A 20,393-nucleotide genomic window follows, 5' to 3' on the forward strand; every position below is an offset into this window, starting at 1 on the left:
TTCTGTATAATCCTGTTAAATTAGCTTTTACGAGCTTTAACTTCGTTACGACCAAGGTTTTTCTTAGTCTCAGTGTAAGTAGCGTGTTGCTTCGCAATTGGGTCGTACTTACGTAGTGTCAATTTACCCTGACCTTTTGTGGTGCGGTTCTGGGTGTTAACAGTAGTATAGTAAGTTCGGTGGTTGCTCAAGTTACTCACCAAACCAATCAGCTTTCGTTTCGTATTCTTCTTTGCCATCTCTTTACTCGTTAGATTTTATAAAACGTCTTGACTAATTATAGCATGGGTGAAGTGAAAATGCTAGACCTGTATCAGATTTTTTATTAAGATTATGTCGTTCAGCTGAGTTTTTGGCGGCTGTTTTATAGTATAATTATCAGAAAGGCTGCTCTTATTAAACAGTCGCGGAGGATATTTATAAATCAATTATGGAGGATTGGCTCGATGCCAGAGGCAGACTATACCCTGAAAACCGCCGGAAACAAGAATTCAAATCAGGTTACGGATCAAGCTAACTTTATTTGGAATATAGCAAATAAACTGCGCGGCGCTTATATGCCAGATAAATACGGTGACGTTATTATTCCAATGACGATCGTGCGTCGTTTTGAATGCTCTCTTGCAGACACTAAAAAAGAAATCCTCGAAAAATACGAAAAGAATAATAATTCCCCTGTGCAATTCCTCTACAAAATTTCTGGCTACCAATTTTATAATACAAGTCGCTTTACCCTGGCTGAACTTTGTAATGATCCAAACAATATCGCCGCTAATTTTAAAGAATATATCAGCGGATTTTCACAGAATGTCCGCGAGATCTTAAGTGGTCTTGAGCTTGATTCTCATATTAAGAAGATGGATAAAGAGGGTTGTCTTTACTCCGTCGTAAAGGATTTTTCCGAGCTAGATCTATCACCAAAAACTTACGATAGCGTACAGATGGGCTATATCTTTGAAAATCTTATTGGTCGCTTCTTTGAAAACGTGGATGCAGGTCAATTCTATACTGGCCGCGATATTATTAAGATGCTCGTCGAAGTTCTCATGTCTGAGGGCTGTGATGATCTCAAGGACCCGCAAAAAGTTGTTACGGTCTGCGATCAAGCTTGTGGAACCGGTGGTATGCTTTCCACGGCTTATGATTCTATTAAGGCAATAAACCCGACCGCGAACATTCGTTTATTCGGTCAGGAATACAACTCTGTGAGCTGGTCTATTGGCCTCGCCGAAATGCTGATCAAAGGTCAGAATTCAGAAAACTTCCGTCACGCTGACACATTTAAGGAAGACTGCTTCCCAAATCAAAAGATGCGCCTAGTTATCGAGAATCCACCATTCGGTACGCCATGGTCTGGCAAAGACGCAAAGCAAGGACAGGAAGATGCTGTTCGCGCTGAATATCGACGCGGCAAAGATGGCCGCTGGGGAGCTGGCTTGCCATCTGGCGGTGATTCCCAACTTCTTTTTATGCAGTCTGCTATTGATAAGATGGATGAAAATCTTGGTCGTGCCGCAATTATTGAAAACGGTAGCCCACTCTTCACTGGCGGTACGCTTTCTGGAGAGTCTCAGATCCGTCGCTCAATGCTCGAGCGCGATTTAATCGAAGCGATTATTGCTTTGCCGACTGATCTCTTCTATAACACCGGCATTCAAACTTACGTCTGGATCCTCTCGAAAAATAAACGCCAAGAACGCAAAGGCAAGATTCAGCTAATCGACGCTTCCGGAATCTTTCATAAGCTTCGCAAGCCGCTCGGCATGAAGAAAAATGAATTCAAAGGCGTGGATATTAAGAAGATTGTCGATCTATACAAAGCTTTCGAAGACGCCGACCCAGAACTCTCTAAAGTTTATAAGAATACGGAGTTCATCTATCGCGAATATACCGTCATGCAGCCACTACAAAGAAGCTATGCGGTAACAGCAGCCAGAATCGAAAATATGCTTTCAAGCGGATCGCTGAATACACTTTATGACGAAGCCAAGGTATATGAACTCGAAAATGCCGATAAGTTAACTGATAAAGACCAAAAGAAACTCGATAACTTCCGCGCAAATAAAGAAATCTATGATGTCGTACTCGAGGCTCTTGAAAATGCTAAGTCAGATAAGAAATATAATTCCCCAGAGGAATTTAAACCTGTGCTTGAAGATATCCTTTCAGATATTAAGCTCGATAAGAAATTTGTTACAAAGATTATGGATGGCCTTTCTGAAATGGATAAATCGGCTAAGATTCAGACCAAGAGAAATGGCGAGATTGAGTATGATAAATCTACCAAAGACTCCGAAATCGTAAAGTTTGATGAAGACGTCGAAGATTATATGGCGCGTGAAGTCTTGCCTCACATTCCAGACGCAAAGTATTTTGATGAAGACAAGATCGGTGCGGAGATTCCGTTCACTAGATACTTTTATAAGTATCAAGAGCCAAAATCTAGTGAAGAACTAGAGAAAGAGTTCCTAGAGCTTGAGAAGTCAGTCAATGAACGCGTAGCTAAGCTATTCAAGGAGGCTTAATGACCGACAATAATGTAAATTGGAAAAAAGCACGAATAAAAGATGTGAGTACGCCATATACCGGCAATAGCATTAAGGATGAACATAAAGATTTATATATAGATAATATCAATGCTATCCCCTACATCTCTACAAAAGATATTAATGACAAATTTCAAACGATCGATTTTGATAATGGACTTTTCATAAAAAACAGCGATAAATCTTTTAGACGCGCGCCAAAAAACAGTACATTATTATGTATAGAAGGTGGCAATGCCGGAAAAAAGATAGCCTTTAATGACAGGACTGTATGTTTCGTTAATAAGTTGTGTTGTTTCCACTCAAAAACAGAAAACAATAAGTTTCTCTATTATTTTCTTATGTCACCATCATTTACTGAAGAATTCAAAAGTCGTATAACTGGTCTTATTGGTGGTGTGAGCGTTTCTGTTCTGCGGAATATCCATATACGATTACCTGCTCTTGATGAGCAAGAAAAGATTGCTGACTTTCTCGACGAAAAATGCGCTGAAATTGACAGACTTTCCGAAGACATACAAAAACAAATCGATATCCTAAATGACTACAAGAAATCCGTCATTACTCGAGCCGTCACCAAAGGCCTCGATCCAAACGCAGAAATGAAAGATAGCGGTGTCCAATGGATTGGAAAAATACCAGAAAAATGGACGGTCATACCAGTAAAATATTGCTTTGACATTGAAAATGGCTCAGATCCTAAAACTGATTATGGTGATACACCAGTATATGGAAGCGGTTCAAAAAGTTTCAAGAAGTGTGTCGAGTTTAAGAAAGGACCAACAGTGCTACTTGGTAGAAAAGGTACCGTTAATATTCCCCAGTATGTAACTGGTAATTATTGGAACGTCGATACAGCTTTTAATACAAAACCTAAGGGCAATTATGATTTGAAGCTATTCTATTATGCAGCTTGTAGCTTTGATTATGAAAATTATTCAACCCAGACTGCGCTCCCCAGTATGACCCAATCGAATTATTACAATTTTAAACTTCCTTTAATGAGCCAAGACGAGCAGGAACAAATCGTTACTTTTCTCGATGATAAATGTACAGAAATAGATGAATCTATAAACTCTAAGCAAGGACAGATCACAAAACTTGATACTTATAAGAAGTCTATCATTTACGAATATGTAACCGGTAAAAAGAGGGTTGTATGAGCAATACGGCTGGAGAGAATTGTAGAAAATAATAAGGAGAAAGCCAAATGAAATCACTAATAGATGAGAAAACAGAATATCAGCAATACTTTATCGCTCGACTTTGCGATGCAGGCTACCGTGAGCGTATTGCCAAGGAAAAATACGACAAACGTTATGCAATGGACACCGAAGAACTCCTTGCTTTTTTACGAGATACTCAGCCAGAAGAAATGGCTACCCTCGAAAAGATTCATAAAGACAATACCGATGCGTTGGTTATCGCAAAAATTAACCAACAAATTCTCCAAAGCAGTCTCCTCGACGTTCTTAAAGATGGCGTAGAAATTGCCGGCACTACGCTAAAACTCATCTATAACAAACCTGCAACTTCTTACAACCCAACGCTAGAAGCCTTCTATAAGAAAAACCGCTTCACTGTAATGCAAGAAGCCGTAATCAGCGACCACGAGCGCGTAGATTTAGTTCTCTTTGTAAACGGCCTGGCTGTAGTGAGCTGCGAGCTTAAGAGTGAATACTCTCGCCAAAATTATCGTAACGCAATTGACCAGTATACTAATACTCGAGACCCAAATAACCGTCTTTTTAAGTTCAAGGCGGGTACGGTTGTCAATTTCGCAATGGACTTAAATGAAGTCTATATGACTACGAAACTCGACGGAATCAACACTACTTTCTTACCATTTAACCGCGGCTCTGGTGAAGGCGTAAAAACTGGCGCCGGGAACCCTCTAAGTGACGGTGTTAGCGAATATCCCGTCCACTATATGTGGGATGACGTACTTACGCCAGACAGTATGATCGAACTCCTAATGAACTTCTGCTTTACGATCCGTGAAGAAAAGAAAGATCCAGAAACTGGCGAGAAATCATACAAAGAAAAGCTCATTTTCCCACGTTATCATCAGCGCGATGCCGTCAGGAAACTTCTTACCGATGTCCACGACCGCGAATCTTCGCTGAACTATCTTATTGAGCATAGTGCTGGTTCTGGTAAAACAAATACTATCTGCTGGCTTGCACACCGTCTCTCTTCTCTCCACAACAAAGAAGATAAGCAAATCTTTGATAATGTGATTATCGTAACTGACCGCCTAGTAGTTGATCAGCAACTTCAAAAGGCTGTAAAGAGCATTGACCACCAAGCCGGCCTCATTCGTGCAATCGGTGAGAGATCGAGTGACGATTCCTCTACTCTTCGCGATGCGCTTAAGGGTAATACGAAGATTATCGTGACAACAATTCAGAAATTCTTGTATCTTGATTTTAATGAGCTCGTAAAAGAGCTCAAGGATAAGAAATTTGCAGTTATCATCGATGAGGCTCACTCTTCTACCTCTGGTAAAGATATGTCGGCGGTTCAAAATATCCTTGGCGCCAAAGACGCAACTTCTGAGAATGCCGAAGACATTGATAGCTCGGATGTGTTGGAAAAAGAGCTCAGCAAAAACGGCAAGCAAGAAAACGTATCTATCTTCGCCTTTACAGCTACACCAAAGCCAACCACTCTACAATTATTTGGAACAGATATTGTCACGCCAGAGGGCGATGTCCGGAAAGCTGCTTTCCATCTCTATTCAATGAAGCAAGCAATCGAGGAAGGCTTTATTCTCGATGTACTCAATAATTATACCGAATACAATACTTTCTATAAAGTATTACAAGAGCCGAGCGAAGACGATCCTATGCTAAAGACTGTGGAAGCAAAGAAGCAAATCTATCGCATAGCAATGCTTAATCCAGAGAATATTGAACAACGCATTGCGATTATTGTTGCTCACTTCCGCGACAACGTAAAGAATGAACTTGGCGGCCAAGCAAAGGCTATGATTGTAACAAACTGGCGCGAAGAGGCTGTCCGCTACTACTTCGCTTTGAAGAAATACCTTGCCGACCATGCAATAGACGATATCAAGCCACTAGTAGCCTTTACCGGCAAAGTTAAACTTGATGGCGACGAAACTGAATATACTGAACATGGAGTTAATGGCTGCTCCGAAGACAAACTACCTGAAGAATTCAATACAGATCGCCACAATATCCTTATCGTGGCTAATAAATATCAGGTCGGCTTCGATCAACCAAAGCTTTCAGCGATGTACATCTTAAAGCCCCTCGCTGGAGTAAACGCCGTTCAGACACTCTCTCGTCTTAACCGCACCTGCGCTCCATACGCAAAGAAAACTTTCATCCTTGACTTCGTAAATACCTACGAAGAAATGGAAAATGCATTTGCGCCATATTATACTACAACTATATTAAAAAATACCGCGTCAGTCTCCGAACTTCGTGATAAGGCTGAAGAAATTGACGGCCACGGAGTGGTTATTGATTACGACGTGGATGCACTCTTCAAAGTAGTTTATGAAAACGCTGCAAAAGACGCCAAAGGTACTGGCAATATTCGCACAAGGATTAATGCGAATGCTGAAGCGAATCAGATCATCCGCCGCAATATCCTAGTCATGAATAATATGTTTGGCGAGGATATCAATAAAAAGAAAGAGTTTATCGGAGCTTGCCGAAGCTACGTCCGTCTCTATGATTTTCTTTCGCTCATTACTGGTCAAATAGATAATGAGCTATTCAAGAAATATATCTTCCTTTCTACTTTCTTAACCAATATCGATTTTGGTACCGGTAATGGTATCGACATCACAAAGAAAGTAAATATGGTCGAGTTCAAGAATCTATACGCCCAGAAACACGATGGTGGCCCACACGCGTCTAAACCGTTTGTTAATCTTCCAAATGCCGAAGTAAGACTTACAAAAGACGAAGAACAACTACTTTCGAGAATCATCGATGATATTAACACCGCTTCCGGCCAAACGTTTGATACGGATGTCGCAACCAAAGCCATGCTTCAGATTAAAGACTTGCTTCTCAAAAACGAAAATCTCAAAGTTGGCGCGAAGAATAATAACGAAGACGACTTTGCATTTAGCTTCTATGACGATGCAGACGAAGCGTTGCTTGAGGGTTTGATGAGCAATAACGAGTTCTTCACCCTGCTCCTCAATGATCAAAATCTCAAAAAGCGCGTTCTCGATGCATTTAAACATAGTGTCTACACGGAATTAAAAAAGAATTAAATCTAAAGGAATTATATGAAGATCGAAAGAGGCAGGATTATAAACGATTTCATCGAACCAAACAAACGCCAATATTCAATACCGGTATACCAACGCAATTACGAGTGGTCTGATGAGCAATGTAAAAAACTATTCGCCGATATTATAGATGCACATAATAAAGACAGGTCGCATTTTTGTGGATCTATTGTCTATGCAAGATTAAAAGATGAACATAATATTGATTATTTTGTGATAATCGATGGGCAACAGCGTATCACGACCATTTATCTATTAATTAAAGCTCTGATGGATTCGACCGGCTCTGCTGCTGAAAAGGATCAATTTGTCTCTGCGCTTTACAACGAAGATAAATTCGAAAAGTATGATTGGGATGAAGCAAGCAAGTTAAAACTTAAACCCATTAAATCCGACAATATTCAGCTAGAGCTTCTTATGGAGAATAAGCTCGATGAACTCGATAAATCCAGTGACATTTATAAGAACTACAAACTTTTCCGCGAACTAATTAATGAAGCCTTAGAGAAATATTCCAAACTTACCATTCCAGGAATCTACGATGGCCTAGAACATCTTTCGTGCGCCAGAATTGGGCTTGAAGACGATGATGCGCCACAAGAAATATTCGAACGCATCAACTCGACTGGGTTACCATTGAGTCTTTCTGATAAAATTAGAAACTTCGTCCTTATGACCGATGTAGACCAGGAGAGCCTATACGAAGAGTTCTGGCTTCCTATTGAAAAGAATGTAAAGCGTAATAAGATGTCTGATTTCTTCTTGAATTATCTGAATATGCAATTAGATATTTTTGCAAAGGATAATATCGCCTACGATTGCTTTAAAGAGTTCTATTACGAGCATGGATATACCAATCAGTCTATGCTAGAAGAGCTAAAACATTATTCTGAATTATACAGAGCATTTCAGGGTGGCGAGAACGAGTTTTCAAGAAAAACAAATAGTCTCCTCGGCGGTCTTAGAGATTTAAAACAGACAACAATTTACGTATTCTTATTTAGAGTTTTTGATGATCGTCTTAATGGAATTATCGACGACGAGACACTAGAAAAAGTCCTTGAGTTCTTCCTAAACTACAGTGTAAGGCGTTTAGCTTGCGAAATCGGCTCAAACTCTTTACGCGGCCTATATAAGACACTCTATAAGCGTATCTTCAATAAAGAGGAAAACAAGAATTATTATTATGATTCAATCGTATGTTTCTTTACTCAGCTGAACTCCGGCGATAAATTCCCAACGAACTCTGAGTTTTTGGTCGCTCTTCGTGAAAAAGATATATATCATAAACCAGATTTACGAAGATATCTCCTCTCCACTATAGAAAACTACGGTTCTAAAGAAAAGCTTGAAATCAATAGCGATATTACTATCGAGCATATAATGCCACAGAAATTATCATCCGATTGGCAGAGGATGATTGGTGATAATTGGCAAAATGATCACGCAGAATATCTCCATACATTAGGCAATCTCACTCTTACTGGATATAATAGCGAGTTATATAATAAGCCATTTAGTGAAAAGAAGAAATTACTAGAAGAATACGGAGCAAAGATTAAAACTCTTAATATCGATGTTCTAGATAAGGAAGTTTGGAATATTGAATACATCAAAGCTCGTGCTTTGAGACTCGCAAATAAAGTTCTTGAAATATTCAGCTATCCCGAATCTTCTTTCGATATTTCATTTAAGGATCCGAGATATAAAGAATATGGGTGCGAAGACGCGGATACGGCAACGAACAAGAGCGTTGAATACTTTATGCTACAGGGAGAAAAAAATTACGTTACAAGCTTCGCCGATATGCTAAGAATTATAATCAAAAAACTTTACGACGAAGATCCTAGCGTAATTGAAGAGATGGCTAGAACGAACAGTCAAATAGTTAGCTGGTCAAAGAATGTGATGTTCTCCTATGAGCCTGGCGTCACGAGTGGCGACCAAAAGATTGATGGCACAGATATTTACGTATCTGAGGGCTTTTCAGCCGCTTATATTATTTGTATCATCAGGTCATTGTTGGAAAACTACGGAATTGAACTCGATGAGTTTAGCTACAGTGCGAGAAACGTAAAAGCTGCTTGAGAAAAAGCCACCTCTACCGGGCGGCTTTTAGGTACGCGGCCATCGCTTCTTTCACACTGCATTCCGGAATGTTCCCAAGAGTTTCGACTATCTGGGTAGCTAAGCCACCTAAAGACCGTAATCGGCGCTCGCGACGAGTGATGCGATCATCAGAAAGTTCGTCGATCTTGCGATTGATTTGACCGACACTCTAAATAATCGTGTCCATTTTTGTTTCGAGCTTCGGCCACCTTAACTTCCAAATTCTCAGTAGTCACATTTGCTCCTAGGCTTTAGTTCGGCCATATAAAAAACGGTCATATAATGTCGCAACTTTCGGAGCAATAAGAGCGTCTATAAACTTATTGCTCATGTATATTATATCGCAAATAGCAATTTTGTATGGTAGAATTGAAATATGGGTTTCAGATTCAGAAGATCTGTAAAAATAATACCTGGCGTAAAGCTTAACTTTTCTAAGCGAGGCGTTTCTACTACGCTTGGTGTGAAAGGTGCTCGTTATACTATGGGAAGTGGAGGTCGACGAACGGCATCGGTCGGTATTCCCGGCACTGGTATTTCGTACGTGACTACGCAGAATAAACATGCTGTAAAAAAGTTATCACAAAATACAGCTGGATATCACTCCAAAACAATAACGCTAATACTATGCCTTATGCTTGGACTATTAGGAGTACATCGCTTCTATGTTGGTAAAAAAGGAACTGGTATACTTTGGCTGTTCTCTGCCGGTGGTTTTATTATTGGTTGGATAATAGATATTTTGGCAATATTGAATGGAAGCTTTACTGATAGCTTAGGTCGTCCTCTGTGATAAAATATGTTATAATACTTATAGTTAGTTGCGATCCTGAAAGGGATCTCTTTTTATTATTAAGGCTGAGGTTAGAAATGCCAAACAATATATCTCTCAAAAGTCTTGAGTTAGTTACGACACTTCGTGTACTTAGCAATAGACTAGTCGACAGAAAAAGCTGTCAATATAAAACAGCATATTATTATCGAGAAGTGCTAGAGCAGTGCATGTTTGCTCTAGAAAATATTTTAATTGAGCGTGGCTTAAATAAAGAATTTTGGGCGCGCATTCGTGGCGATAGGCTATTCCTTTTCTATTTACCATTAAAACGTATTGGCATAGAAGTTAGGACAGTGACTGATGACGCGCCGGGAATAATCTTCGTAAAAACTTCTATATGCAATTTATTGGCTGTAGAGGAAAAGTCCTGTCGAAAACAATCGCTGATTTGATTGAGATTCTTGAAGAGTCTAGTCAGCAATACCAAAGAAAAAGGAGTCAATATGAGCAACATCATCAACGTAACGCCAAACAGCAGCGGACGAATCGTTGTATGCCTATACGACACAAAGACGGACATAACAGAATTTACACGGTATAACCTTAAACTAATCACTAGTCCTACATAACTTCACTCCATAGACTGCTTTCGTTCTTGGTTAGCCAAGGTGCTAGGTAGGTTTTTCTAACCCTACGGATTCATCAAGTTTTGACTGCTAATTGACGACTCCGATGGAAACAAAAAACCTCTCCCGGTGCTACACTACATAATAGTGTAAGACCAAAAGAGGTTAATCTTCGATATGGAGCCACGATCGGGGCTTGAACCCGAGACCTCATCCTTACCATGGATGCGCTCTACCAACTGAGCTATCGCGGCGTAACAGGCTTAATTTTAGCATATTAAACCGTGTTTAATCAACCGAGTTTATTTCTTACGAGTGGATTTCTTGACTGACGTGCTGACTTCTTTTGGCAGTTTTGGCGTGACAAACGCTTCTATTATTCCCCACGCTATGCTATTGACCAAGAACGTAACGAACAATATTCCTGAAGCTGACGCGGCCAAGTGTGCTGACGAAGCGTTAAATAATGTCAATAATCCCGCCACGGCTAGCCCGATTATAGCCAGCATGATATAAGCGTATTGTAGTTTTAATCTTTGGTTTTTTTCGCTATTCCATAATGTCAGGATAGATTTTGTAAATTCAAACATGTCCATATAATAGCACATATGTTTATAAAAGTCAATACTATAGCCCTTTCTTGTCTAAAAAATCGCCCGTAAAGGCGATAATTCAATCTTGGTGCTGGAAGTAGGACTCGAACCTACGAAGCCTTACGGCGGGAGATTTACAGTCTCCTGTGATTGCCACTACACGATTCCAGCGTGATATGGAGCCGCTTCTCGGGCTCGAACCGAGGACCTACGGTTTACAAAACCGTTGCTCTAGCCAACTGAGCTAAAGCGGCAACTGAATTTATTTTATCAATTTTTTCTCTCTGTGACAAGAGTTTACATAACTATTTTTCGTGGTTGATGTATTTTACGCTGCTGGCGTGGGCGCGGTACTTCAGTTTTACTATTTGTCGGCGCTACGGGAGCGATCATTTTTGTGGCTTTCTTGCGTAATTCTTCAGCTAATTCAGCCTGTCCGGCATTGTCGTAGGCCTCCGCTAGGATCTTCAGGGTTTGAGGAATCGGCTCCAGCTCAACAGCCTTTTCCAGTGCATTAATAACCTTCTTCGTGTTCCCTATTTTTTCCTGAACTTTGGCATAAGCGATGTAGCGCGCAGCCAAATCATCTTCCATCTCCAATGCCTGCTCAAATGCTAGCGACGCCTTTTCATAGTTCTCTGTTTCGTAATAAATTAAGCCGACATTATGAAGACTCGAAGCGCTTGGTTCGAGACTCTGAGCGATCTCAAAGCATTCGATAGCATCTTTATACGCCTTCTGCTTGGCATATAAAATTCCCAAACGGTTATATGCAGTGGCATTTTTCTCATCGACGCGTAAGATTGTCAGCAGAGCTTTTTCTGCGCGCAGGTACTTATTCTCGCGAATCGATTCTTGGGCAATTTCCCATAATTGATCAAGTTTATTAGTGATCTTAGTTGGCAAATCGCCAGTTTCTTTAATTGACGGATGATAGAAAATCGCCCAAATCATTAAAATTAGAATGAGGAGTAATCCAAACATATCTATACTATTATATCACAAGTTGCGTAAGCGCCAGTCTGACGTTGGCGTTGGATTTTAATGCGCTCGCAACAGAGGTGGTTTTTTCAAGTTGCTCTTCAAGCGACGGATTTGTTCCGCGCGATAAAGATTGAAAACGAATCATATTTACTATAATATCCGTCAACAATATCGCTTTTTGGCGGTCAGAAAAGTATTTGACGAGATTCTTAAATGTGTCGTATTCTCGATTTGTGGCTAAAATTTGCTTTGCGTCTGTGGCTAATTGTCGATATTCGGCGAATTTTTCTGGATTTTCCGCCAACTCTTTAATCAACAATGGGCGCCCAGCCGCCAAAAAAAGAATTTGCTGGCTGGAAGCTGGGTCTAAATTGTACTTTTCAAGCAGTTTTTTATCTTGGGCGGATGTCGTTTTATGAAGTGTCAACGTCTGGCAGCGAGATCTAACAGTATCAAGCATCAACTTCGGGTTTTCCGCGACAAGGATAAAATTGGTATTTTTATTCGGTTCTTCCAGTGCTTTCAGGAATGCATTTTGCGACGGCTCGGTCATTGAATCGGCTTCGTCAATGACAATAACTCGACGATTTATGGCGTAAGTTCGGAGTTTAGAGATGAGCTCGCGGATTTGATCAACAGATATGGTTTGCTTTTCTGGAAGCGGTTTCAAATGAAAAGTATCGTTATTCTTTGCTAATATTTGAGCCACGCCTAGTCCATCAAGCCCGTAATCCGCAATTACCAAAAGCGCGTGCGGCAATTGCGATGAAATCTGGCTGATTTTTTGAGCGTCTCGAGCAGATATAATCACTTCAGACATCTATAAATCCTCTGGGAAGAATTTCTTGAATTCGTCAGGAACTATGGCTTCAAAAACTTTTCTCTCACCAGACGGCAAAGTTATCTCTAATTTTTGAGCATGCAACATCATACGACAATCCGAAGACTTTCCATAAACTCGATCGCCAAGAATCGGCGCATTCAAATGAGCCAAATGGACGCGCAATTGATGAGTTCGACCAGTGGTCGGCTTCAACTCCACAAGCGACTGAGCATCATTTTCCGCCAAAACATGGTAAGTCGTCTGAGCTGGTTTCCCGTTTGGATCTATGCGAAACGTGCTCGGCGCTGAAGGATTGCGACCAATTGGCAGATCAATTTTTGCGGCATTCAACTTTGGCTTGCCGTCGGTTATCGCTATGTAGGTTTTCTTGGCGGTTCGCTCGGCAAATTGCCTCTGTAGATGCGCGGCAGATTCTGGGTTTTTGGCGATAATCAGTAGTCCCGAAGTGTCGCGATCAAGCCTATGAACAATTCCCGGACGATCGGTATCCGTTGCGAATGAGGTTTTGGGGCGAATTATCTCCGCAACAGTCGGCTCGTCAGAAAGTCCGCCCTTCGCGTGCGTCAGTAGCCCGCTTGGTTTATTAACAACAATCACATCATCATCCTCGTATAAAATCGGTAAATCAACGTCCGTCTGCTCTTTTTCTGGCAAATTAAGCGCAATTTCATCAGTTTCATCAACCTCAAACTTCGGCGTTGTCGCGACTTTATTATTGACCGAAACGTATCCAGCTTTTATGTATTTTTGCCAAAGACTTCGGGAAATTGTCGTGTCGAATTTGGTCGATAAATAAATATCCAAGCGTACCTTAGTTGGCGAAATTTTGAACATTATGACATACTTTCCTTGGAACGGCGTTTCGATAAATTTTGGGTCTAGCGGATTCGGTAAAATCTCGGCATTATCTGGTTTTTCCGTCCACAATTCGTCAATAGATTCTTCGTCGACAATCGAACCGTAAAGCAGCGCAAAATGTTGCTTATTCAAAATAAATTCCGCAAAAACATGAGATTTGTCTGTTTGAATCTCTAGCCGACGCAGTGATTTGACGGGCGTATTGTCGTCCGCTAATTTGTACAATCTAGCTATTTTCAGCACTGTTCGAGGTAATATTTTCACGCGACTTACTCCCTATTTTCGAAGCCCTACGGCTTTTTGAACGCGATACAAAGTTTCATTAGCGACGACATTCATGTCTTTCTCACTGGAAGCCAGCTTTTCTTCAATTGCTCGCTCATCAACTGCCGCAAGTCGATTATGGAAATTCTCCAAAAATCCCGCAACTTCGTCGGCCACGATTCGCTTGAAATCGCCATAACGATCCATACCGAAGTACTCGTTGACGGTCTGCTCCAGAGTAACTTCCCTGCCAGCGTCTTGCCGAACCAAAGTCAAAATTTCCAGCAAATTAGAAATTCCAGGCTGATTTTCCTTGTCGTATTGAACTTTGCCAATTGAATCTGTTGTTGCACTCATTATTTTCTTATGTGCCGATTTTGGATCGTCAGAAAGGAAAATAACTCCCTTGCCACTCTCGTCAGATTTGCTCATTTTCTTCGCTGGATTCACGAGATCTTTAATCCTCAATCCTTGGTCTTTTCCGAAGAATTGATGTTGCTGAATTACGGGTTTCGGCACGATAAATAGATCACCAAATTTACGATTCATTCGCTCGGCAATATCACGAGTGAACTCCAAATGCTGAGTCTGGTCGTCGCCAACCGGCACGTAAGTTGCGCCGTAAAGTAGAATGTCGGCAGCCATCAGGACGGGATAGTTAAATAGTCCGACGGAGATACTTCTGTCTATAGTGTCCCAAATTCTCTGTTCGTCAGACATTTCCCCCTTGGTTATTTTACTATCAAGAAACTTACGCGATTTGTCTTTGAACTGTGTCATTATGCTCATCCTGCCAAACCCAGTGAAGCAATCTAAAATCCATGTTAGCTCACTGTGAGCTGGGATATAACTTTGGCGATATAGATGAATGGAGGGATTGTCCAACGACAATCCAGCGGCGGCGTAAACTCGCGCGTTATTTAGGACGCTGTCGTATAACTTGCTGTGGTCAATTGGCGTAGTAAAACTGTGGAGATCTGGGATGAATAGATTGATATCGTATTCGTCCGAGCGACGTTTCGCCATGTTAATAATCGGCAAGATAGCCCCAAAGTAATTACCTATGTGGATGTTATTGTTGGCGCGCACGCCAGTGAGGATAACGGGTTTTGATGGTTTCATTAGATATATTATAACATTATTCGGCCATTAGCGGGTGCGAGATTGCGAAATATACGCCTGTAAAATTGTTTTTAGATCCACGCTGTGGCGGAAATTTATATTATCAATCTCACTCAAATCAACCCACTCCGGCATGCCGTTGGCGTAGGTCTTCTCGCTGTCGGTTATATTGTCGTTATTTATTTTTCCATGCAGTTGACTATGGGTAAAATACAGCTGAATCGACTGGTTAGCTTGCGACTCAGCGTTGCGCTTGAAGAAAGTGGTTGCTTGGTGAATAATTCTATCTGGTGTGATAGTCAGTCCAGCTTCCTCCTTAACTTCACGGACAATCGATTCCTCGATCGTTTCGCCTTTCTCGACACCGCCGCCAATTAGGCTATATCCGTCCCATTGCCGAGTTAAAAGAATCTTATTATCCTCAATAATCACCACGTACACGCCGACGCGAATATTTAGTTCGTCAACGGGAACGGTGTATTGATTGCCGAAGACGTCTTTACAGATGATAGATTTAGTCATTATTCTCTCCACTTAAATAATCCCTAAACATCGCGAGCCCATCAACTTTCTCAATTATCGTCAGATATTCCTGCCATTCTTCGTCGTTCAACTCTGCCAAACTGCGACCAGGAAAGCTCGGATGTCCATAAATATATAACAATTCCGTCCAGCCATGGAGATTATTGCCACATGGCTCGTCAACGATAAATCCCTCTTCGTTGGCTACGAAAATGTGGTCTTTTTCGCCGTCAAAATAGCCAACCGCAAAAGAAAAAATAGCTCGACGATCAGCCTCACCCTTCATTAACTTGATAATGCCGGGATAGCTAAAGCTATTCAGTAGCAATTTAACAAACGGCCCCGGAAAACCTTTCAGCGCCGGGATGAAGAAACCGCGATCATCAACGACCAGGCGCTTGTTCGGAAACGCTTTCTTGGCTTGAGATAATTTACTTTTGGCAATCGTTTGAATATCTAGTCCGCGCCCTTCGTCAAAATCATAATCGAGCTGCCTTAAATCAACACCAAGCGGCTGAAGGAGTTCTTGAAGACTGGTGAATTTACTGTGGTTGGAAGTGATAAAATAAATTGGACTATTTTCTTGTTTCATACTAATAAGTATACGCTAACTAACGTTATTTTGCAGATTTCTAATGCTTGTGCCGTGCGGAATATGAATGAGGAGATTAGCCGCCATTTTCCCATTGCCTGGCACGTTGCAATAACTTATCGACGTAAGCTGCTTTAAGTTTTTTATACGCTGACCTGTCGTAATTTGCTTGCTTGGCATATTGATATTTTATCTTTGAATATTGATCAGCTTCGTCATTGTGAGACCTTAGATAATCTCTGATAATTAAGAAGTTATCGTGCGTTTCAGTATTCGCGACCGCGAGGTGAATATGAATATCGCCCTCGTCAGTTTCTTCTTGTCGGGACGCCAGGAAGATATACCCTTGACGGGAACTTGGATTTAATGAAGGAAAATATCCAATTGCTACCAATTTGTCTCGCAGCTCGTTCATGTGTTCGCTATCTTTAGCAGAAATAAGGATATCTAGAATATTTTTACCATCCAAACCAAGTACCGCGGTACTGCCGACATGATGAATTTGCGAACTATCCGCAAGCACTAGCGCTAATTTATTTTTCACGCGCGTAAAGACAGCCGATATATCTTTTTTGGATCTTTTAATTTCAACCGACATAAGACTTTCTAAATTTAATCAATTAAACGTTATTTTGCATATTTCTAATGCTTGTGTCGTACGGAATTTTCCATAATTTGCCATCGATATCCAGGTTTTTCAGAAAATTGCACATTTGCTGCTGAATATTTTTTACGTCGGCACTATCTTCGGTCAAAACTTCCAGTTCAATAAATAGTCCCAATCCAGCAACTTCGTCGATGCAAATCGTGTAATCTTTGGTTTTCGATTCAAGGCGGACTTTATCAACCGTAACAATTTCTTGCCAGCCCAGCGCTGTGAGCATTTGGCGCGCCGTATCTCCGTCATCAACTGCAAATTCATATTCATCAGACACCAGCTTTGCCTGCCCTTCGACCTTCAGCGTCATCAAGCTTTGTTGCAGCTCACCAGTTTCCGGATTAAGAACATCGCGCACTCGCATAATTTTTGAGCCAGGAACAATTGGCGCGTCAACTTGCTCGGGCAATAAAAATACTGTATCAATTTGGCGTTTGCTTGAGATGGGCGCGATGAATTGGTCTTTAAGAACGGCGAGAAGATCGCTCTGCGTTATGTCGCCTAATACCTTAAATTTGGACTCTAATTCGATCATAAGCTTCCTCGTTTGGACTCCGCTATAGAGCGACTCGTTTTTGGTGAATATTTTCCGCCAAGTGCTGTTTTATAATTTCAGATATTTTTTTAGCGTATGCGCTAGTTATTTCGTGTCGCTGAGTTGCCATTGACGTATGAGTGATATTGTTATGATCTTTTGCTAATTTCTTCAGGTTTCTCTCGACAATCAGCGGGTCGAGTTTTCCAGACAAAATAGCAATCGGAAGAGTGAGCTTGGTGATATCATTCATTGTCGTCTGATTGATAATTGCGGTGTTTAAGGCCATCAAGAAGGATTCGGAAGTAACCTCATCAGCCTTAAATCCAGCGTCAGGCCAAATATTATGCCGATCAGCGAATTGCAAAAAGCGTTTCGAACTGCGCGGATGACTATTGAAAAACTCATAAAGCGCACGCAAAATTTTCTCTGGATGATGAATTTTTTCGTCAACCCTCGGATAATATATCGGCGGACTACACAAAATCAGCGACCTGCTTAACTTCGGATATTGCTTGGCGAGCTCTACGGCGGCCAGCGACCCCATAGAATGACCAATGACAATATCGACGTTATTTATGAATTCCCTACGCAAGGTGGCGACAATGCTTGCGGCTTGGTCGTGAACATTGTAGGATTTCCAATCAGGCTTGGGCGAATTGCCAAACCCCAGCATATCAATTGCTATAACTCGCGTGTCTTTTGGTAAATACGGCTCCAGCGGCGTCCATGTTTTCCAGGATGTGCCTAATCCATGAATAAGTAAAATCGTCGCTTTCGATTTTTCCGGACGAGAAAAATAATGCACGTTTAATGAATACGGAATCCGTAACCAGCGATGAATAATCTTGTCCAACATATTTTTAGTATACTATGAAAATACTCCGCCTGCATGTGAAACGGAGTATTTTGTGATAGCCTTTTCTATACTAACGCTTAGAGAACTGTTCGCGCTTACGAGCAGAACGAAGACCGTACTTCTTGCGCTCTTTCTCGCGTGGGTCACGCTTCAATAGCTCAGCCTTCTTCAGAACTGGACGCAGGTCGGCGTGAGCTGCAGTCAAAGCCTTTGCGATACCAAGCTTGATAGCGTCAACTTGACCAGCTAAGCCGCCACCCTTAACTAGGATAGTAACGTCGAATTCTTTTTGCTTGCTGACAATTGCAAGTGGATCGGTTACTTCTGCTAGTAAGGTTTTGTTGCCGTTCAGGTACTCAGCGGCAGGTTTGCCGTTGATAGTGATAGTGCCTTTTCCAGGAAGCAATCGAACGCTTGCTGAAGCACTTTTGCGTCGACCTAAGCCGTAGAAATAAGTATCAGCCATATTACTTCACCTCAACTTTCTCTGGTGTTTGTGCTGTGTGAGCGTGGTCGCTGCCAGCAAAAATGCGTAGACGCTTTAGACGCTCTGCTTGCAATTTATTCTTTGGCAGCATACCTTTAACAGCTTCTTCAATAATTCGCTCTGGGTGGCGTTCGCGCATTTCTTTGAATTGCGTTTCCTTAATTCCACCCGGGAAACCACTGTGGCGATAGTAATACTTATCAGTTTCCTTGTATCCAGTAACGACTGTTTGCGCAGCATTGATAACAACTACGTAGTCGCCACCGTCAATATGAGGAGTGTAAGTTGGCTTGTATTTACCAGTCAAATGCTTAGCAATCTCTGTAGCCAAACGTCCAAGTGGTAATTCGCTAGCGTCAAACAATACCCAACGGCGAGAAACTTCAGATGGTTTTTGTGAATAAGTCTTCATCTTATTTTCCTTCCTTTGGCATTGGTTTAATATCGTCAACAAACTCGATGATTGCCATTTGAGCGCCGTCGCCGACTCGCAAACGTGTTCGTTCAACGCGAACGTGTCCGCTGGTTCGACCACTTAGCTGTGGTGCAATTTCATCAACTAGTTTGTAAGCAGCGGCGCGTGTGCTTAATGCTGCAATCACCTGACGTCGGCTTGCTAGGTCGCCCTTTTTAGCCTTGGTGATGATTTTTTCAATGTGACGCTTTAGTTCCTTAGCCTTTGGCAAGGTGGTCTCGATTTTTCCGTACTCAACCAAGCTGGTAGCCAGACCTTTGAGTAGGGCTCGTCGCTGATCACGCTCGCGGCCGAACTTGCGCCCTTGATATCCGTGTCTATGCATAGTTAAAACTCCAACTCCGCCATCTTGTCACGTACTTCGTCTAGTGCCTTTGAACCGAAACCTTTCAATTCTCGCAAATCTTGCTCAGTCAAAGTTACCAAATCGCGAATAGTGCGGATTTCATTGTTAATTAGCGCGTTCGTCGTGCGGGCGCTTAAGTTTAGCTCTTCGATTGGCATTGCTAGCTCTGACTCTTCGTCTTCCTTAGCTGCACCAAGTGCTGGCGCGCCAGTTACCATCGTATTGCCAGCCAAAGCTGTGTATTGGTTGACAAGAATCGCTGCTGCTTCTTCGAACGCCTCACGAGGTGTGATTGTGCCGTTAGTTTCAACAGTGATTGCCAATTTGTCCAAGTTTGTCTCCTGGCCAACACGAGTTGAGTCGACTTTGTAGCGAACGCGTAGAACTGGTGAGTACATTGCATCAATAGCAATCATGTCGCTGTGCAAACGCTTTTCGCTTGACTCTTCAATTGTCTGGTAACCGCAACCTGCCTCAACTACCAAATCCATAACCAAATGCTTGTTTGGGTCATCGATTGTAGCAATTACTTGCTCTGGGTTAACGACTTCAACATCAGCATTAGTTTTAATGTCAGCGGCAGTTACTTCGCCAGCGCCAGATTTCTCAATGCGCAGTTCAACTGGATCGTCAGTAAATACGCGTAGGTGAACGTTCTTCAAGTTCAACATAATGTCGACAACATCTTCTTTGATACCTTCAACAGTAGTAAACTCGTGAGTTGCGCCCTCAATCCTGAAAGCTACAACTGCGCCACCGCGAACGCTTGACAATAGAACGCGTCGCAATGAGTTACCAAGAGTATTACCGTAGCCTGGGTGAAGTGGCTCGATTAGAAAAGTAGCACTGGTTGCTGAAATATCATCAACGCTCGCGAGTGCTGGATTGTAAATTGCTTTTGCCATAATTCTTCCCTAACCCT

The 20,393-nt window shown here is 41.7% G+C and carries 21 protein-coding genes and 3 tRNA genes; 6 read left to right on the top strand and 18 right to left on the bottom strand.

Translation table 11 applies throughout. The features are described from left to right. Window positions 1–20: 20 nt before the first annotated feature. Complete coding sequence (gene rpmG / locus AACH20_RS00730) at window positions 21–239, bottom strand: 50S ribosomal protein L33 (RefSeq protein ID WP_129632843.1); 219 nt, start codon at window positions 237–239, stop codon at window positions 21–23. Window positions 240–446: 207 nt separating this feature from the next. Here rpmG and AACH20_RS00735 point away from each other — a divergent pair, with 207 nt between their 5' ends. The 6 genes from AACH20_RS00735 to AACH20_RS00760 all read left to right on the top strand — a co-directional run bounded on the left by AACH20_RS00735 (window position 447) and on the right by AACH20_RS00760 (window position 10,158). Next, a complete protein-coding gene (locus AACH20_RS00735) occupies window positions 447–2,525 on the top strand; it encodes a type I restriction-modification system subunit M (protein WP_338503242.1) in 2,079 nt (692 codons plus the stop codon). Further along, window positions 2,525–3,709 carry a restriction endonuclease subunit S gene (locus tag AACH20_RS00740; protein ID WP_338503244.1) on the top strand — a complete coding sequence of 395 codons (1,185 nt, stop codon included), beginning with the start codon at window positions 2,525–2,527 and terminating at the stop codon, window positions 3,707–3,709. Before AACH20_RS00735 ends, AACH20_RS00740 begins: the two co-directional genes overlap by 1 nt. A 47-nt stretch (window positions 3,710–3,756) precedes the next feature. Continuing rightward, window positions 3,757–6,804, top strand: a complete 3,048-nt coding sequence (locus AACH20_RS00745) for a type I restriction endonuclease subunit R (protein WP_338503246.1) — start codon at window positions 3,757–3,759, stop codon at window positions 6,802–6,804. 15 nt (window positions 6,805–6,819) lie between these two features. Continuing rightward, complete coding sequence (locus AACH20_RS00750) at window positions 6,820–8,910, top strand: DUF262 domain-containing protein (RefSeq protein ID WP_338503248.1); 2,091 nt, start codon at window positions 6,820–6,822, stop codon at window positions 8,908–8,910. A gap of 397 nt (window positions 8,911–9,307) precedes the next feature. Further along, on the top strand, window positions 9,308–9,724 hold the full coding sequence (locus AACH20_RS00755; RefSeq protein WP_338503250.1) for a DUF4236 domain-containing protein: 417 nt from the start codon (window positions 9,308–9,310) through the stop codon (window positions 9,722–9,724). Window positions 9,725–9,933: 209 nt separating this feature from the next. Further along, on the top strand, window positions 9,934–10,158 hold the full coding sequence (locus tag AACH20_RS00760) for a hypothetical protein (protein ID WP_338503252.1): 225 nt from the start codon (window positions 9,934–9,936) through the stop codon (window positions 10,156–10,158). Between the two features lie 352 nt (window positions 10,159–10,510). Here AACH20_RS00760 and AACH20_RS00765 read toward each other — a convergent pair. From AACH20_RS00765 to AACH20_RS00845, 17 genes are all read right to left on the bottom strand, one after another. Next, window positions 10,511–10,586: transfer RNA gene (locus tag AACH20_RS00765), tRNA-Thr, on the bottom strand. A 48-nt stretch (window positions 10,587–10,634) separates the two neighbouring features. Next, window positions 10,635–10,922 (bottom strand): hypothetical protein, encoded by a 288-nt coding sequence (locus AACH20_RS00770; protein WP_338503254.1) that lies wholly within the window; start codon window positions 10,920–10,922, stop codon window positions 10,635–10,637. Between the two features lie 89 nt (window positions 10,923–11,011). After that, window positions 11,012–11,096, bottom strand: a tRNA-Tyr gene (locus AACH20_RS00775). Between the two features lie 6 nt (window positions 11,097–11,102). After that, a tRNA-Thr gene (locus tag AACH20_RS00780) sits at window positions 11,103–11,179 on the bottom strand. Between the two features lie 43 nt (window positions 11,180–11,222). Beyond that, window positions 11,223–11,909 (bottom strand): tetratricopeptide repeat protein, encoded by a 687-nt coding sequence (locus AACH20_RS00785; protein WP_338503256.1) that lies wholly within the window; start codon window positions 11,907–11,909, stop codon window positions 11,223–11,225. Between the two features lie 10 nt (window positions 11,910–11,919). Further along, a complete protein-coding gene (locus tag AACH20_RS00790) occupies window positions 11,920–12,729 on the bottom strand; it encodes an AAA family ATPase (protein ID WP_338503258.1) in 810 nt (269 codons plus the stop codon). Further along, complete coding sequence (locus tag AACH20_RS00795; protein ID WP_338503260.1) at window positions 12,730–13,875, bottom strand: RluA family pseudouridine synthase; 1,146 nt, start codon at window positions 13,873–13,875, stop codon at window positions 12,730–12,732. Between the two features lie 12 nt (window positions 13,876–13,887). Next, window positions 13,888–14,997, bottom strand: coding sequence for a tryptophan--tRNA ligase (gene trpS / locus AACH20_RS00800; protein ID WP_338503262.1), 1,110 nt, complete (start codon window positions 14,995–14,997; stop codon window positions 13,888–13,890). A 27-nt stretch (window positions 14,998–15,024) separates the two neighbouring features. Further along, window positions 15,025–15,519 carry an NUDIX hydrolase gene (locus tag AACH20_RS00805; RefSeq protein ID WP_338503264.1) on the bottom strand — a complete coding sequence of 165 codons (495 nt, stop codon included), beginning with the start codon at window positions 15,517–15,519 and terminating at the stop codon, window positions 15,025–15,027. After that, entirely contained in the window at window positions 15,512–16,111 is a 600-nt protein-coding gene (locus AACH20_RS00810) for a non-canonical purine NTP pyrophosphatase (protein WP_338503266.1), read from the bottom strand. Before AACH20_RS00810 ends, AACH20_RS00805 begins: the two co-directional genes overlap by 8 nt. A 76-nt stretch (window positions 16,112–16,187) precedes the next feature. After that, entirely contained in the window at window positions 16,188–16,709 is a 522-nt protein-coding gene (locus tag AACH20_RS00815) for a GrpB family protein (protein ID WP_338503268.1), read from the bottom strand. Between the two features lie 22 nt (window positions 16,710–16,731). Beyond that, on the bottom strand, window positions 16,732–17,304 hold the full coding sequence (cyaB, locus tag AACH20_RS00820; protein WP_338503270.1) for a class IV adenylate cyclase: 573 nt from the start codon (window positions 17,302–17,304) through the stop codon (window positions 16,732–16,734). Between the two features lie 22 nt (window positions 17,305–17,326). After that, complete coding sequence (locus AACH20_RS00825; RefSeq protein WP_338503272.1) at window positions 17,327–18,163, bottom strand: alpha/beta fold hydrolase; 837 nt, start codon at window positions 18,161–18,163, stop codon at window positions 17,327–17,329. Between the two features lie 70 nt (window positions 18,164–18,233). Further along, a complete protein-coding gene (rpsI, locus tag AACH20_RS00830; RefSeq protein ID WP_338503274.1) occupies window positions 18,234–18,629 on the bottom strand; it encodes a 30S ribosomal protein S9 in 396 nt (131 codons plus the stop codon). Between the two features lies 1 nt (window position 18,630). Then, window positions 18,631–19,062, bottom strand: coding sequence for a 50S ribosomal protein L13 (rplM, locus tag AACH20_RS00835; protein ID WP_129632888.1), 432 nt, complete (start codon window positions 19,060–19,062; stop codon window positions 18,631–18,633). A 1-nt stretch (window position 19,063) separates the two neighbouring features. After that, complete coding sequence (gene rplQ, locus AACH20_RS00840; RefSeq protein WP_129636875.1) at window positions 19,064–19,450, bottom strand: 50S ribosomal protein L17; 387 nt, start codon at window positions 19,448–19,450, stop codon at window positions 19,064–19,066. 2 nt (window positions 19,451–19,452) lie between these two features. Further along, window positions 19,453–20,376 (bottom strand): DNA-directed RNA polymerase subunit alpha, encoded by a 924-nt coding sequence (locus AACH20_RS00845; protein WP_146423081.1) that lies wholly within the window; start codon window positions 20,374–20,376, stop codon window positions 19,453–19,455. Window positions 20,377–20,393 lie beyond the last annotated feature (17 nt).

It is taken from the genome of Candidatus Minimicrobia sp. QA0096 (assembly GCF_963967315.1).
GTDB lineage: Bacteria > Patescibacteriota > Saccharimonadia > Saccharimonadales > Saccharimonadaceae > Nanosynbacter.

What these genes read in the sequence shown, in the direction of transcription:
- AACH20_RS00825 (WP_338503272.1), bottom strand. Translation starts at nt 18,163, where the DNA reads ATGTTGGACAAGATTATTCATCGCTGGTTACGGATTCCGTATTCATTA.
- rpsI (WP_338503274.1), bottom strand. Translation starts at nt 18,629, where the DNA reads ATGGCTGATACTTATTTCTACGGCTTAGGTCGACGCAAAAGTGCTTCA.
- AACH20_RS00790 (WP_338503258.1), bottom strand. Translation starts at nt 12,729, where the DNA reads ATGTCTGAAGTGATTATATCTGCTCGAGACGCTCAAAAAATCAGCCAG.
- AACH20_RS00770 (WP_338503254.1), bottom strand. Translation starts at nt 10,922, where the DNA reads ATGTTTGAATTTACAAAATCTATCCTGACATTATGGAATAGCGAAAAA.
- trpS (WP_338503262.1), bottom strand. Translation starts at nt 14,997, where the DNA reads ATGAAACCATCAAAACCCGTTATCCTCACTGGCGTGCGCGCCAACAAT.
- AACH20_RS00750 (WP_338503248.1), top strand. Translation starts at nt 6,820, where the DNA reads ATGAAGATCGAAAGAGGCAGGATTATAAACGATTTCATCGAACCAAAC.
- AACH20_RS00745 (WP_338503246.1), top strand. Translation starts at nt 3,757, where the DNA reads ATGAAATCACTAATAGATGAGAAAACAGAATATCAGCAATACTTTATC.
- cyaB (WP_338503270.1), bottom strand. Translation starts at nt 17,304, where the DNA reads ATGATCGAATTAGAGTCCAAATTTAAGGTATTAGGCGACATAACGCAG.
- rpmG (WP_129632843.1), bottom strand. Translation starts at nt 239, where the DNA reads ATGGCAAAGAAGAATACGAAACGAAAGCTGATTGGTTTGGTGAGTAAC.
- AACH20_RS00805 (WP_338503264.1), bottom strand. Translation starts at nt 15,519, where the DNA reads ATGACTAAATCTATCATCTGTAAAGACGTCTTCGGCAATCAATACACC.
- AACH20_RS00755 (WP_338503250.1), top strand. Translation starts at nt 9,308, where the DNA reads ATGGGTTTCAGATTCAGAAGATCTGTAAAAATAATACCTGGCGTAAAG.
- AACH20_RS00735 (WP_338503242.1), top strand. Translation starts at nt 447, where the DNA reads ATGCCAGAGGCAGACTATACCCTGAAAACCGCCGGAAACAAGAATTCA.
- rplQ (WP_129636875.1), bottom strand. Translation starts at nt 19,450, where the DNA reads ATGCATAGACACGGATATCAAGGGCGCAAGTTCGGCCGCGAGCGTGAT.
- AACH20_RS00810 (WP_338503266.1), bottom strand. Translation starts at nt 16,111, where the DNA reads ATGAAACAAGAAAATAGTCCAATTTATTTTATCACTTCCAACCACAGT.
- AACH20_RS00785 (WP_338503256.1), bottom strand. Translation starts at nt 11,909, where the DNA reads ATGTTTGGATTACTCCTCATTCTAATTTTAATGATTTGGGCGATTTTC.
- AACH20_RS00760 (WP_338503252.1), top strand. Translation starts at nt 9,934, where the DNA reads ATGTTTGCTCTAGAAAATATTTTAATTGAGCGTGGCTTAAATAAAGAA.
- AACH20_RS00740 (WP_338503244.1), top strand. Translation starts at nt 2,525, where the DNA reads ATGACCGACAATAATGTAAATTGGAAAAAAGCACGAATAAAAGATGTG.
- rplM (WP_129632888.1), bottom strand. Translation starts at nt 19,062, where the DNA reads ATGAAGACTTATTCACAAAAACCATCTGAAGTTTCTCGCCGTTGGGTA.
- AACH20_RS00845 (WP_146423081.1), bottom strand. Translation starts at nt 20,376, where the DNA reads ATGGCAAAAGCAATTTACAATCCAGCACTCGCGAGCGTTGATGATATT.
- AACH20_RS00815 (WP_338503268.1), bottom strand. Translation starts at nt 16,709, where the DNA reads ATGTCGGTTGAAATTAAAAGATCCAAAAAAGATATATCGGCTGTCTTT.